General features: G+C 72.8%; 17 protein-coding genes and 1 pseudogene. All 18 read left to right on the forward strand.

Features of this window, described 5'->3' with window-relative positions:
- Positions 1-17 precede the first annotated feature (17 nt).
- Positions 18-419, forward strand: coding sequence for a hypothetical protein (locus CP973_RS39690; protein WP_244409206.1), 402 nt, complete (start codon positions 18-20; stop codon positions 417-419).
- A complete protein-coding gene (locus CP973_RS39695) occupies positions 416-793 on the forward strand; it encodes a hypothetical protein (protein WP_150236506.1) in 378 nt (125 codons plus the stop codon). Before CP973_RS39690 ends, CP973_RS39695 begins: the two co-directional genes overlap by 4 nt.
- Positions 790-1,911: an ERF family protein gene (locus tag CP973_RS39700; protein ID WP_244409207.1), complete on the forward strand. Its 1,122-nt coding sequence runs from the start codon at positions 790-792 to the stop codon at positions 1,909-1,911. Before CP973_RS39695 ends, CP973_RS39700 begins: the two co-directional genes overlap by 4 nt.
- Positions 1,908-2,477 (forward strand): hypothetical protein, encoded by a 570-nt coding sequence (locus CP973_RS39705; RefSeq protein WP_150236508.1) that lies wholly within the window; start codon positions 1,908-1,910, stop codon positions 2,475-2,477. Before CP973_RS39700 ends, CP973_RS39705 begins: the two co-directional genes overlap by 4 nt.
- Positions 2,474-3,091: a hypothetical protein gene (locus CP973_RS39710; protein WP_244409208.1), complete on the forward strand. Its 618-nt coding sequence runs from the start codon at positions 2,474-2,476 to the stop codon at positions 3,089-3,091. Before CP973_RS39705 ends, CP973_RS39710 begins: the two co-directional genes overlap by 4 nt.
- A 68-nt stretch (positions 3,092-3,159) precedes the next feature.
- On the forward strand, positions 3,160-4,116 hold the full coding sequence (locus CP973_RS39715) for a mucin-2 (RefSeq protein ID WP_150236512.1): 957 nt from the start codon (positions 3,160-3,162) through the stop codon (positions 4,114-4,116).
- Entirely contained in the window at positions 4,113-4,805 is a 693-nt protein-coding gene (locus CP973_RS39720; RefSeq protein WP_150236514.1) for a zinc finger domain-containing protein, read from the forward strand. Before CP973_RS39715 ends, CP973_RS39720 begins: the two co-directional genes overlap by 4 nt.
- On the forward strand, positions 4,802-5,281 hold the full coding sequence (locus CP973_RS39725; protein WP_150236516.1) for a hypothetical protein: 480 nt from the start codon (positions 4,802-4,804) through the stop codon (positions 5,279-5,281). The genes CP973_RS39720 and CP973_RS39725 overlap by 4 nt, the downstream gene beginning before the upstream one ends.
- Positions 5,278-5,448: a CinA family protein gene (locus CP973_RS39730; RefSeq protein WP_150236518.1), complete on the forward strand. Its 171-nt coding sequence runs from the start codon at positions 5,278-5,280 to the stop codon at positions 5,446-5,448. Before CP973_RS39725 ends, CP973_RS39730 begins: the two co-directional genes overlap by 4 nt.
- A gap of 127 nt (positions 5,449-5,575) precedes the next feature.
- A complete protein-coding gene (locus tag CP973_RS39735; RefSeq protein ID WP_150236520.1) occupies positions 5,576-6,088 on the forward strand; it encodes an HNH endonuclease signature motif containing protein in 513 nt (170 codons plus the stop codon).
- A gap of 2 nt (positions 6,089-6,090) precedes the next feature.
- Positions 6,091-6,564: a single-stranded DNA-binding protein gene (locus tag CP973_RS39740; protein ID WP_150236522.1), complete on the forward strand. Its 474-nt coding sequence runs from the start codon at positions 6,091-6,093 to the stop codon at positions 6,562-6,564.
- A 125-nt stretch (positions 6,565-6,689) separates the two neighbouring features.
- Positions 6,690-7,025, forward strand: a complete 336-nt coding sequence (locus CP973_RS39745) for a hypothetical protein (RefSeq protein WP_244409209.1) — start codon at positions 6,690-6,692, stop codon at positions 7,023-7,025.
- Positions 7,022-7,489, forward strand: coding sequence for a hypothetical protein (locus CP973_RS39750; protein ID WP_150236525.1), 468 nt, complete (start codon positions 7,022-7,024; stop codon positions 7,487-7,489). The genes CP973_RS39745 and CP973_RS39750 overlap by 4 nt, the downstream gene beginning before the upstream one ends.
- Before the next feature lie 17 nt (positions 7,490-7,506).
- Positions 7,507-8,352 (forward strand): hypothetical protein, encoded by an 846-nt coding sequence (locus CP973_RS39755; protein ID WP_150236527.1) that lies wholly within the window; start codon positions 7,507-7,509, stop codon positions 8,350-8,352.
- Between the two features lie 178 nt (positions 8,353-8,530).
- Positions 8,531-9,922 carry a hypothetical protein gene (locus CP973_RS39760; RefSeq protein ID WP_150236529.1) on the forward strand — a complete coding sequence of 464 codons (1,392 nt, stop codon included), beginning with the start codon at positions 8,531-8,533 and terminating at the stop codon, positions 9,920-9,922.
- Between the two features lie 59 nt (positions 9,923-9,981).
- Positions 9,982-10,674, forward strand: a complete 693-nt coding sequence (locus tag CP973_RS39765; RefSeq protein WP_150236531.1) for a hypothetical protein — start codon at positions 9,982-9,984, stop codon at positions 10,672-10,674.
- Positions 10,675-10,974: 300 nt separating this feature from the next.
- Positions 10,975-11,499: a helix-turn-helix domain-containing protein gene (locus tag CP973_RS39770; RefSeq protein WP_150236533.1), complete on the forward strand. Its 525-nt coding sequence runs from the start codon at positions 10,975-10,977 to the stop codon at positions 11,497-11,499.
- A gap of 3 nt (positions 11,500-11,502) precedes the next feature.
- Positions 11,503-12,695: pseudogene (locus CP973_RS39775) on the forward strand (PBSX family phage terminase large subunit).
- Positions 12,696-12,785 lie beyond the last annotated feature (90 nt).

Here is a 12,785-nt window from a genome sequence, read left to right on the forward strand (position 1 = left end):
CCAGAAAGGCACCGATCGTGAACACCGCCCACCGTACCCGCCCCCGTTTGCCCCGCGCCGCCCTCGCCGTTCAGGGCGCACGGGCCGCGCGCCGCCGCCTCGCCCGCCGCGACGTGATCGCCCGGCAGCTCGACGCCATCGCGCCCGGCACGGTCCACGTGCGGACCGTGCCCGTACGGACCGACCGCGACGGCCGGCCCCGTCTCGCGACGTGGGTTGCCCTCGACAACGCCCTCGGCCAGTCGGCCACCGCCGACCATGCCGCGCACCGCGCCGCCCGCGGCCTGCTGCGTCGGATGTTTCCTGGCGCCGACTGGACCCGGCCGTACACCTACGACGCCCGCACCGGCGACCTCACCCTCGACGAACCGGCCGCGCCCGCCGACCTCGGCCTCGACGCCCCGGAGTCGCGCCGATGATCCGACCCCAGCTTTCCGCCGACGGCCGCGCCGTCCGTCTGCCGATCGCCGCCCGCGCCGAGCAGTTGCTCGACGACCTCGCCCTCGCCTACGCCGAGGACGCCGACGCCGTCGGCCGCCTGCTTACCGCGCATGCCGCCGCCGTCGTGCGCCTTGATCACGCCGTGGTGAGCGAGGACATGCCCGAGTACGAGCGCGCCATGCGGGCCGCCGCCGCCGACGGGAGCCGTGAGGCCCTGCTCGCCGAGGCGCCGGGCGCCGCCAGCCTCGACGACCTGCTCGCCCCTGACCAGGCCGTCACCCTCGCCGGCCGAATCACCCGCCTCGCCGCTCACATCCGCCACACCAGCACGAACCGGAGTCCGCGCACGTGACCGTCACCACCCTGCCCACCGCCCTTACCGACCCGCGCACGACCGCCCCCTCGGTCCCGGCCCGCACGCCCGACGTGGTGTACGTGCCCGCCCCCGAGAGCGCCCCGGCGGACGCACCGCGCGTGTTCACCGCGATCAACGCCGTCATGCGCGCCGCTATGCCGGTCGGGAAGGACCGGCGCAACGAACAGCAGAACTACTCCTTCCGCGGCATCGACGACGTGATGTCCGCCATGGCCGGCCCGATGCGCGAGCATGGCGTGTTCATCCTGCCGACGATCGCAGAGCACCAGCAGCAGCGCGACGGGAAGATGACCCGCACGTTGATCACGATGCGGTACCGCGTGTACGGGCCCGCGGGAGACTGCCTGGTTGCCGACGTGCCGGGCGAAGCGTTCGACTACGCCGACAAGAGCACCAACAAGGCCCAGTCGGCCGCCCTCAAGTACCTCTTGTTCACGCTGTTCATGCTGCCGGTGGACGGGCGCAGCATCGACGACGGCGACCGCCACCACCCCGAGCCGCCGGCCGAGCACCGCGCCGAGCAGGCGCAGCGCCAGCAGCGCAACCAGGACCGGCGCCAGCAGCGCGGGCAGCAGCGCCAGCAGCAGCCGCGACGCAGCACCCGCGCCGAGGCCGGGCCGTGGGAGCAGCCGCCCGCCCAGCAGCGGCCGACCAGTCCGCGCCGCGACTACCTCGCCGAGGCCGAGCAGGCGACCAGCCGCGAGCAGTTCGCCGCCGTACGCGCCGCCGCCGCCAAGGCAGGCGCCCCGGCCGACTACCTCGCCCGCCTCGACCAGATCGCCGCACAGAAGCAGGCGACCGCCCAACAGCAGCAGCCCGCCGCGCCGCAGCCCGGCCCGATCGCCGACGCACCGCGCCAGGCGATGGAGTGGACGCAGGGCGCCACGCCGGCCGAGCAGCCGGTCGACCAGGAGCAGGCCGCCGCGCTGGGCGAGCTGTACGACGCCGCCCGCACGGCGGGGGTGTCCGACCGTACCGAGGTCGACGAGCTGTTCAGCGCCCGCCACAAATGCGCCCCGCAGGCCGCCACCGTCGAGCAGATACGCGAGATGCGCGACGACCTGCTCGACGCCGCGAAGGGGGCGAGCGCATGACCGCCGAGCAGCAGACCGCCGAGCAGCCGGTCGCGTCCCTGCGTGACCTCGCCCTCGAAGAGGCCGCCCTCGACCTGCTCGCGGCCCGCGTCGCCGCCGCCAAGAAGAACGTACGGACCCGGATGCAGCGCGCCCTCGACGACGCCGCCACGCGCGACGGAGTCGAGCGGATCGCCGCCACCCTGCCCGGCGGCGAGCAGGTCGCCACGATCTCTCTGCGCAAGGGCGAGACCGGGCCCGTGGTCACCGACGAGGAAGCCCTCGCCCGATGGCTGCGTCAGACGTGGCCCGATCAGGAGTGGACCGAGACCCGCATCGTGCGCACCGTCAAGCCGTGGCGCCTGGCCGAGCTGATCGCCGAAATGCAGGCCGCCGGCGCCGCGCGCATCGCCGACCGCACGACCGGTGAGGTACACGACGTGCCGGGCGTGGTCATCAAGCCGACCCGCGCCCGCACCCACGCCCTGACGTGGCGCACGGGCGGCAAGGACGCGACGGCCGAGGCATGGCGCACCGGCGCCCTCGCCCGGCAGTTCGCCGCGATCACCGCGGGGGGTGGCCAGTGAGCACCCCCACCGTCGTCAGCCTCGACGCCGCCCGCCGTCTGCTCGACTCCGCCCCCATCGATGCCGTGCCCGGACAGCTCGCCGTCGAGGAGGCTTCCGCGAAGGCGCCGGCGCCCGTGCCGCCAGGTCTCGCCGAGGCGTTCGCCGCGCGCACCCGCGCCACCGAGGGCGGACACCAGGAGTGGACCGGCACGCGCACCGCGTCCGGTGCAGGAAGGTTTCGCCACCGCGGCGTGAACTACACCGCCTATCAGGCCGCGTTCATCCTGCGGACCGGCCGCGCCCCCGTCGGGACCGTGCGGCCCACGTGCGACGTGCCGCGGTGCTGCGCCCCCGAGCACGTCGACGACCGGGCCACCCGGCAGCGCGACCGCGCGGCCCTCGCCGCCGTCAAGGGCATGACCCACAAGGCCCCGTCGTGCGAGCACGACCAGGCCGTACACGGCCGCCACCGTGCCGACGGCCGCCGGTACTGCGACGCGTGCAACCAGATGCCGCGATGCGAGCACGGCAACCCCGGTTGCGGCGCCCGCCCGGCCCGGCCCTACCCGTGCGGCCCGCGGTGTGACGAGCACCAGCCCGCCCACACCCGCCCGTTCTACACCGCCGCCTGACCGCCCCGGGGCGAGGCCGAGCCGCTGCGCCCCTCGCCCCGGGCGCCCACCCAAGGAGCACAACCCCCGTGACGTGGTTCAAAGTCGACGACACGTTTTACGGCCACCCGAAGACGCTCAAGGCCGGTAACGCCGCCGTCGGTCTGTGGGTCAAGGCCGGCGCCTACGCCGCCCAGCACCTCACCGAGGGCGTCGTGCCGGGTGTCGTCGCCCAGCTCTACGGCACCGCCCCGCAGGCCCGCAAGCTGGTCGCCGCCGGTCTGTGGCATGAGCACGGGCACACGTGCCCGCACCCGAAGTGCAAGCAGCCGGCCCCCGGCGACTACTTCATGCACGACTTCCTGATCTACAACCCCACCCGCGCCAAGGTCGAGGGCGAGCGCGCACGCTCCGCCGAGCGTCAGCAGCGGGCCCGCGAGAGGGCCGCCGAGCAGCGGAACCAGGAGCGTAATCGCTCCGATTCGAGCGCGAATCGTCCGCGAATCGATGACGATCCGGCGCCGGAAAACGGTGAACCGTCCGCGAATCAGATCGCGTTTCCGGATGACATCACAGGTCAGGCGCCTACGTCACACCGTGACGTGCCGGAGGCGTCACGGTCCCCCCGACCCGACCCGGCCCGACCCGCTGTACCTCCTACGGAGGTACAGCAAGCTAGCTACTCGACCCCCGCCGTTCCGGTGAACATCCGACCGTTGCGCGACGCGCTCACCGCCGCGGGCGTCGTCGTCGAGTGGTCGCTCACCTCCCCCGAGTGGTTCCGCCTCGAAGCGATCGTGAAGCGCACCGCGGTCCCGGCCCTGGTCGACCACGCCCGCGAGCAGTGGCGCCGCGCCCGTTCCCGCCCGCGCTCCGCCCGGTACTTCCTGCCCGGCTGGTCCGCGCTCCCCCCGGTGCCCGCTGGGGGCCTGACCTCGCCCGGGGCCGACGTGATCCCCCTCGCCGTCGCCCGCCCCACCCGCAGCGCCCGCGCCGCCGATCTGTTCGCCGCCGCCCTCGAAAACCCCAAGGAGCACGCCCAGTGAACCGCCGTGAAGTCGCTGCCCTGCTCGCCTACGCCGCCAAGTTGGACCCGCGCAGCGCGCCCACCGACGAATCCGCCGCCGCGGAAACCCTCGATCAGTGGGCCGACCTGCTCGCCGACGTGCCGCCGGCCGCGCCGCACCCGACCGGCCGCGCGTGGGATGCCGCGCAGGTCGTACGCCACCACATCGCGACCAGCCCGTATCCGATCAAGCCGAGCGACGTGTCGCGCCCGTGGCACGCCTTCCGCCGCGACGTGGTCGACCGGCATCACGACCCCGTGCCCGCCGTCGACCCGGACGACCCCGAGGCGTACCGCGCCGCCCTGGTTGCCACCCGGCACGCCGTCGCCACCGGCACCGCCCCGGCCGCGACGTACCGCGAGTTGACCGGCGGCACCCGCGAGGAGCGCGAGCAGGCCGCCGCCGAACGCCTTGCCGCACTTGGCGACTACGTGCCCACGACCGTGCGCGACGCCCTCGCCCCGTACCGCCCGCGCCAGGCCGAGCGGGAACGCCTCGCCACCGCCGATCTGCCCGACCCGCTCGACGTGACGTGCCCGTACGAGCAGTGCCGCGCCCGCGCCGGAACGCCGTGTGTGAACCGCCGCCGCCATCCGCGCCGCACCGCGCACCCCTCGCGTCTCGACCTCGCCACCGCCCGCCGCTACGCCCAGGAGTCGGCCGCATGAACCGCAACAAGAAGCACCCCGACCGCATACCGCACCGCCGCCGCGGAACCACGCCCGACCGCACGAAGAACACCCGCGGGTTTCTCGTCACGGGATCGTGGGACCAGCGGCCGGACCATCCCGCGGTGAAGCCGACCAGCGACCGCGCCGCCGCGCGCCGCATCGCCCGCGACATGGCCGACAAGGGCGCATACGTGATCGTCGAGGAGCACCGCGGACATGGGCAGTGGCGCACGCTGTACGAGGTCGACGGGCCCACACTGCTTGCCGACCGTCGCCGGGCCGCCGACGAGGAGCGCCGGCGCATCGAGGAGGAGCAGCGGGCCGCCGCCGCGGCCGAGGCCGCCCGGGTCGCCGCCGCCGAGCAGGCCGCGCGCGACCGCGACGCCCTCGCCCGGTTGATGGTGCGCCCGCCGGTCGCCCGCGATCAGTGCGGACGCCGTGACGCCCGGCACGTCACCGGGGCGCAGCGATGATCCCCGCCGCCGCCCGCGCGGTCGTGCGCGCCGCCGTCGAGACCGCGCAGCGCGACGAGCTGCTGCACTGCGATGACGTGGCCGAGCAGGTCGTCGAAGAACTGACGGCCCAGGGCTGGACGATCACGCTCGCCGAATCCCCCACCGGCCCCCCAGCAGCCGCGTAACCCGCGCCGGGGGCGGTAATTGAAGCGGGATGCGCCGCCCCCTACGCGCTATGGTCCATCCATGGATGGTGCGAACCATTCACGGAAAGAACATGTAGAACGACTACATCCCGACGGAGGTACATCCATGGACCGGCCCACCCCGGCCGCACGGTTCGCCGCCAAGGTGACCACCGCCGGCCCCTGGTCACTCCGCCGAGACTGCCCCGGCCCCTGCCACCTGTGGGCCGGAGCCACCAACGAGAAGGGCTACGGGTCCTTTTGGGTCGACGGCCACACCGTCAAGGCCCACCGCTACGCCTACGAGCAGGCCCACGGGCCCATACCGACAGGTCTTGAGGTTGACCACCGGTGCCGCCGCCGCGAATGCGTCGCCCCCGCCCACCTCGACGCCGTCACCCACCGCACCAACATCCTTCGGTCGACGAACCACGTCGCCGCCCGCGCCGCCGTCACGCACTGCCCCGCCGGCCACCCCTATGACCAGGCGAACACCGTCCGCGCGAAGAACGGGACACGGAAATGCCGGACGTGCAAGAACGCGTCCGCCCGCGCCGCCCGCGCCGCAAAACGCGAGGCCCCCCTCGCCTCCGTCACACCGATTCGACCGACCGCCCCCACCCTCGAAAGGGCCGCGTAACCATGAGTGGCGACACCACAATCACGATGGTCGGCAACGTCGTTGCCGATCCCGAGTTGCGTTTTACCCCGTCCGGCGCTCCGGTCTGCAACTTTCGCATGGCCAACACCCCCCGGAAGTTCAACCGCCAGGCCAACGAATGGGAGGACGGCGAGCCGCTGTTCCTCTCCGTGGCCGTGTGGCGCCAGCAGGCCGAGCACGTCGCAGAATCGATTCAGCGCGGCACCCGCGTGATCGTCGTTGGCCGCCTCACTCAGCGCCAGTACGAGGACCGCGAAGGCAAGACCCGTTCCTCGTACGAGATCCAGGCCGACGAGGTCGCCCCGTCCCTGCTCCGCGCAACCGCCGTCGTGACCAAGGCCGGTAGCGCCCAGGGAGCCCAGCAGCCGTACGGCCAGCAGTCCCAGAGCTACGCCCAGCAGCCCGCGGCCGACCAGTGGTCGACGGGCGGATACAGGGACGAAGCCCCGTTCTGATCAGCGGCCCGCGGCCGGCCGCACGTCCGGTCGCGGGCCGCCCCGCGCGCGCACGACGTGGTGTTCACCGTCGACACCGCGAACCCACGTCGTCCCCACCCACCCCGAGACAGGAGCCACGCCCCATGACCCGCACCGCCGACGCCGAGCCGTTCACGGTCAACGACGTACGCGACGCCCTCGACTTCAACGCCGGCACCGCCTCGCTAGCCCTGCTCACGCTCCGCGACATCCTGCTCGGCTGCACCTCGCTCACCCCCGAGCGCGCCCTCGCCACCGCCCGTATCCTGCTCGCCGCTCACACCCGCGAACTTGCCGCCCTCGCCCGCCAGCACATCGACGACTACCGCGACGAGCACGGCGTGACCCGCCGCACCCGCGGCCTGCTCACCGGAATGCAGGCCATCCGCCGACGCCTCGACCAGCACGCCGCCGACCTCGACGAGCAGGTCACCCGATGAGCCGCCGCCGCGCCGACCGCAAGCAGCGCACCGCCGAGCGCACCGCCCGCCGCGACAGCCTGCTCGTGCTGCTCTCCCGCGTCCAGCGTCACGGCACCCTCACCCCCGCCGAGGCCGCCCTACTGCGTGCCCACGTCGAGGCCGAGATCACCGAAGCCGACCGCTACCGTGCCGAGGCCGGCGGACAGCAGGCCGCCGTACGCCGCGAACAGCAGCGCCTCGCCGCCGCCGAGGCCGCCATCGTCGAGGCCGAGGCCGAAGCGGCACGCCATGCGGCCGACCACGCCGCCGCGTGCCAGCAGATCGCCGCCATGCACGCCGCCGCCGTCGGCGAAGTCCGAGGCCCCCGCCGCGGCATCGTCGAGGACGTAGCCGACATCCGCCAACGCGCGCTGGACGCCGAGGAACAACTCGCGGCGTACCGGGCCGTGTACGGGCACGGCACCCACGAACACCAGCACTGACCACCGGAGCAACCACCGTGACACCCAGCCTCGCCCCCTCGCCCGTCGCCGCCCGCGCCCGAGAGGACTTGACAGCGATCCGCACCCAGTGGGGCGACCTGCTCGCCGCCATCGAGCGCCGCCCGGCCGCCGAGTGGCCACCGCGTGAGGCCCGCGGCTTCCTCGACCAACTCGCCACCGACAACGACGGACCGACCGGCGACGACATAGCGATCGAGCACCACGTAGAGAGGCTGGCACTGGCCGCGCGCGCCCACCCCGCGCCCCTAAACCTCGCCGCCCTCGACGCCACCGTTGAGGTTCGCGAGTCGCTGTTCACCCTCGCCGACCGCGTCGCCGACCAGGTCCAGCGCCCCGTACGCCGCGTACCGCACCCGGCCCACCCCGTGCGCAGCGTCGAGGACGCGCGGGACCGTACCGACCCGGCACGCTGGCACCTGCCCACGCACAGCGCATCGGTCACCGGCCGCGCCGCATCCTCCGGCAGCCGCGCGCACGGATTGCACTGGGCCGCCGTATGGCTCGAAGGCCGGGCCCTTAACGAGCCCGCTGCCGACCTGTTCGCGCCGACGCCGCCACGCCTGCTCGACGAGATCGCCGCCACCGCGCGCCGCGCGCGCCTCACCATCGAGCGAGCCCTCAACCTCGACCGGCGCACGACCCCGCTCCCCGACCCGTGCCCATGGTGCGGCGGACAGCTCATCGGCTATACCCAGCCCGGCGTCGAGGCCGTCGTCGAATGCTCGACCGGCCCGGAGTGTGAGGCGCCCGTCGACCTTGACAGCCGCCGGCGCCGTGCGTGGTGGGGGCCGGATCTGACTGCGCTGTGGCCTGTCCTCGAAGCGAGTCGACAGGCCGCGTAGGGCGGTCACCCTACAACTACCCACCGGGGCGCCGACGTTGAGCGGCGCCCCTTTGTGTATCCATTTGTGAAACCCCTTGTGTAGCAGCAACACAAGCCGCTACAGTGAGGCTCGCCGGACCTCACCCGGCGACCTGCCGGACCTCACCCGGCACACCACGACCAAGGGAGCAAGCCCCATGGACATCTACCGCCCCGCCAACCCCCGCAGCCGCGGCGCCGGCCACTACCGCCGCCCCGGCACCTCCGCGAGCTACTGCGGGCGCACCCTCGAAGCCAAGCCCACCGAAGACCGGTACGTGAACGGCGTGTGCCAGGTGTGCGCCAAGGCGGAGCAGCGCGACCGCGTCGCCGCCGAGCAGACCGTCGCCGACCGCGACATCCACGGCCCCACCCTCCGTGAGCGCGCCGGTGTCCGGTACGCCACTGTCGGCAAGGGCCGCCGAGTGCACTACTCGCCCATGACCGACGAGACCCTGTGCGGGCGCGAGGTCACCGAGTACACCGACGGCCTCGACGACCAGGCCCCCGAACTGTGCGCCCCGTGCGTCCGGGCCGCCGAGGAGCGCGCCTATGCCCGCGCCCTCGCCGCCGCCTCGCCCCTCGCCGCCGCCGCGGTCGACCTCGCCGAGACCGTCGAGCAGGCCGACACCGAGCAGGCCACACCCCCGGCCGATGAGGCGACCCCAAACCCCGGTTTCCTGGTCGATCCGTGGACATGGATTCGGCGCCCGTCAAGCAGCAACGGCACGCGGCGGAGTGAGGCCGAGGCCGCCCGTGCACGCAGCAACCGCGCCGCCGAGCGTGTACGCACGAACCCCGACCCGACCGACCCCGAATGGCGCGCCGCCCTCGCCGAGCTGGGGACCGCCCTCGACCAGTGGCGGGAGGCCGACCCGATCGCCCGCGAGGCTATCGACGCCGAGCAGGCCAGCGACGAGGACGAGGCCGCCGGCACATGGCGTGAGGAGTGGATAGGCGAGCAGCCGACCGACGATGCCCTGTTCACCATCGAGTCGCCCGTCGAGCAGGGCGCGCTATTCGCTCCCGGTTCCCGCGTCGTGTGCGCCGACGGCGTCGAGCGCACCATCGAGGACACGGTCAAGCGCACCGGCGAACCGACCCGCGTCGTCGTCGAGGGAGGCGCCGAGTGGATCGCCGGCAACTGCCAACCCGCCGAGCAGGCGCCCGACCTCCGTGTGATCGAGGGTGTTGTCGTGACGCACGCTGGTACCGCCAAGGGAAGCGCCCCGAAGGACGCTGCGAACCCGGACGTGATCGCCGCACGCGAAGCCTTGACGCCGCTTCGCCCCGCCACGCTCACCGACCGACACGACTTCTCCGAGCCCAACGACGACGAGCGCGACGTACGTGGGTACGTCATCGACCCCCGCGGACATGGCTGCGTCGCCCTTTACTGGCTCGAAGAGGGGCGCAACATCCGGCGTGACGACCCGTGGCACGGCCCGTGCCTCGACATCCTCGCCGACAAGATCAAGGCCGCCGGGTGGAAGACGGAACGCATGTTGCGATCCTCGCAGTGCGTTTTCGCCTACCGGCCCACCGAGTAACCCCCGACAGGCCCGCCCCGGTCAGGGGCGGGCCCCGTCTTACCCACAGGAGCAGCAACGTGCCCGACAACCAGACCTCCAAGCAGAGCAACGAGCCGACTGCAACGCCCCCTGATGAGCGCCCGAGGACTTCGGGGGAGATCAGCCGTCACGTGCGGCGTAACCCGTCGAAAACCGCACCTTCCCTCGGGAAGGTGTATGAGCAGATTCGCGCGGTGATGGATCAGTACGAACGAGAGTCGGCAGCCGCACGCGCCCTCGCAGGCGACCCCAACCCGACCGACGCCGACCCCCTCGAATACGTACAGGAGATCGCCGAGCACTACGCCCAGCGCGACCAGCGCCCCGGCTACGTCAACCAGCTCGCCGACGAGCTGAGCCTCGACGACGTGCGCACGCTCCGCCTCGCCGGCGAAGCCGCCCAGGCCGCCACGCCCCGTGTGATCATGCGCGAGGCCAACCGCGGCAAGCACCCGCGCCAGATCGCCGACGAAATCGGCCTCACCGAATCCCGCGTGTACGGCATCATCCGCGAAGAGCGCCGGAAGGCCGCTCGCTTCTGGATTGAGCGCGGCCTCGACAACGACGCCGCGAGCGATACTGACCCGCGCGAATCCCTCGCCCGCCTTGAGGCGGACCTCGCCAACACGCCCGAGAAGGACCGCGCGGCGGTCGAGCAGTACCTCGCCGACTTTCGTAAGGCCATCGAGGAGCGGGAAGCCAAGCAGCGCACCACCGGCGATCAGCAGTAGCAGCAGCGCGGGCCCGTACTGGCGACCTCACCGCCGTACGGGCCCGACTAACCACGATGGGAGCAAGCCCCACCGCGGCCGGCACCAACCCTACCCAGCCGCCGGGCGACCGGACGCGCGGCGCCTCGCGCGCGCCCGACCCACGACCCCGCTTGCAGGCCGTTATCAATCTGTGATCTAATTCGGGGCGTCCCCAGCGTGCCCGAAAACGGACGCACGGGGCCCCTCGCAACGCCCCGCCACCATCCCCCCGGTGGCGGGGCGTTTCGCTTGCCCAACCCGTGCAGGAGGTGACACCCCATGGCGCGCCCCATCACTGACACAGACCGCGCCGCGGTGCGCCGCCTGCATGGACAGGGCAAGGCCCGCAACGAGATCGCCCGCGCCATCGGGCGCAGCCCGTCGACCGTGTCCAAGATCGCCGCCGCCTTCGAACCGCCCCTCACCTTCGAGCGGGGGCCCGAGGTCGTCGCCGCCACCGAAGCGCGTCGCATCGACCTCGCCGCCCGCCGTGCCCAGCTCGCCGAGGCCCTGCACGTCGACGCCGAGCGTCTGCGGGCGCAGCTATGGGAGCCCACCACCTACGGGGAGTTCGCGGGCCGCGATGGTGAGTGGCACGAGGCGTACCTCGACAAGCCGAGGTTCGCTGATCAGCGCGCCATCATCGCCGCGGCCGGCACCGCCATCCAGCAGTCACTACGCCTCGCCCCGGCCGAGGGCGGCGAGGGCGCCGACCAGGTCCGATCGATGCTCGGCACGCTCGGCGAAGCGTTGGCCCGCGCCGCCGGCGACCCGGACGACGATGGAGGCGCCGACGGGGGGTGAGCGTTGCTCAACCTCGACGCGCTTCCCCTCTCCCGCAAACAGCTTCGCTCGGTCGGGCAGGCCACGGCCCGGATCAACCTGTGGCATGGGTCCGTACGGTCCGGCAAGACGATCGCGTCTCTGCTGGCATTCGTCATCGCGGTTGCTACCGCGGGCCCGTCCGGTCTGATCATCGTCTGTGGGCGCAGCCTCCAGACGATCGAGCGCAACGTGCTCGAACCCCTGCAAGACCGGGCCCTGTTCGGGCCCCTCGCCCGGCACATCGTCCACACCCGCGGCGCCACCACCGCAACGATTCTCGGGCGCACCGTCCACCTGATCGGTGCCGCCGACGCCCGCGCCGAGGGCAGGCTCCGCGGCCTGACCGCGCAGCTCGCCTACGTCGATGAGGCCACCCTGGTCCCCGAGGGTTTTTGGACGCAGCTCCTCGCACGTCTGTCCGTGCCGGGCGCGCGCCTGTACGCGACGACGAACCCGGACTCGCCGCGGCACTGGCTCAAGACGCAGTATCTCGACCGCGTCGGCGAGCTGAACCTGCGCGCGTGGCACTTCCGCCTGTCCGACAACCCGTCGTTGTCGGCCGAGTACGTCGCCGACCTCGCCGCCGAATACGTCGGTCTGTGGCGACGGCGGATGATCGACGGGGCGTGGTGCGTCGCTGAGGGCGCCATCTACGACATGTGGGACCAGGCGCGCCACGTCGTCACGGACCTGCCGGACATGCGCCGGTATCACGTCGGCATCGACTACGGCACGACGAACCCGTTCGCCGCCGTCCTGTTGGGCGAGGGAGTCGACGGCCGGCTGTACGTGGCCGCCGAGTGGCGCCATGACTCCCGCGCCACGCACCGCAGCATGACCGACGCGCAGTACAGCGCCGCCGTACGGGAATGGCTGGCCGAGTGGTCCCACCCGTCCGCCGGCCCGGACGACCAGGGCGTGACGCCGCATCCGGCATTCGCTCTGTGTCGAGCCTGCTCGCCGCCGGCCGCCTGCTCGTACACGAGTCGTGCGAGGGCCTGCTCGACGAACTGCCTGGCTACAGCTGGGATCCGAAGGCCACCGCGCGTGGTGAGGACGCCCCCTTGAAGGTCGACGACCACTCGTGCGACGCGTTGCGGTACGTCATCCACTCGACCGCTCACGAGTGGCGCCACCTTCTCACCGCACCACCGAAGGAGGCTGCCGCCGCGTGATGACTGTCCACATGCCCGTGTCGCTCACCGTCGGCGACCACACCGGCAACCTCGGCACTCTGAGCCTCACGCCCCGCGACAACATCGGTG

This window comes from Streptomyces albofaciens JCM 4342, from assembly GCF_008634025.1.
GTDB classification, from domain to species: domain Bacteria; phylum Actinomycetota; class Actinomycetes; order Streptomycetales; family Streptomycetaceae; genus Streptomyces; species Streptomyces albofaciens.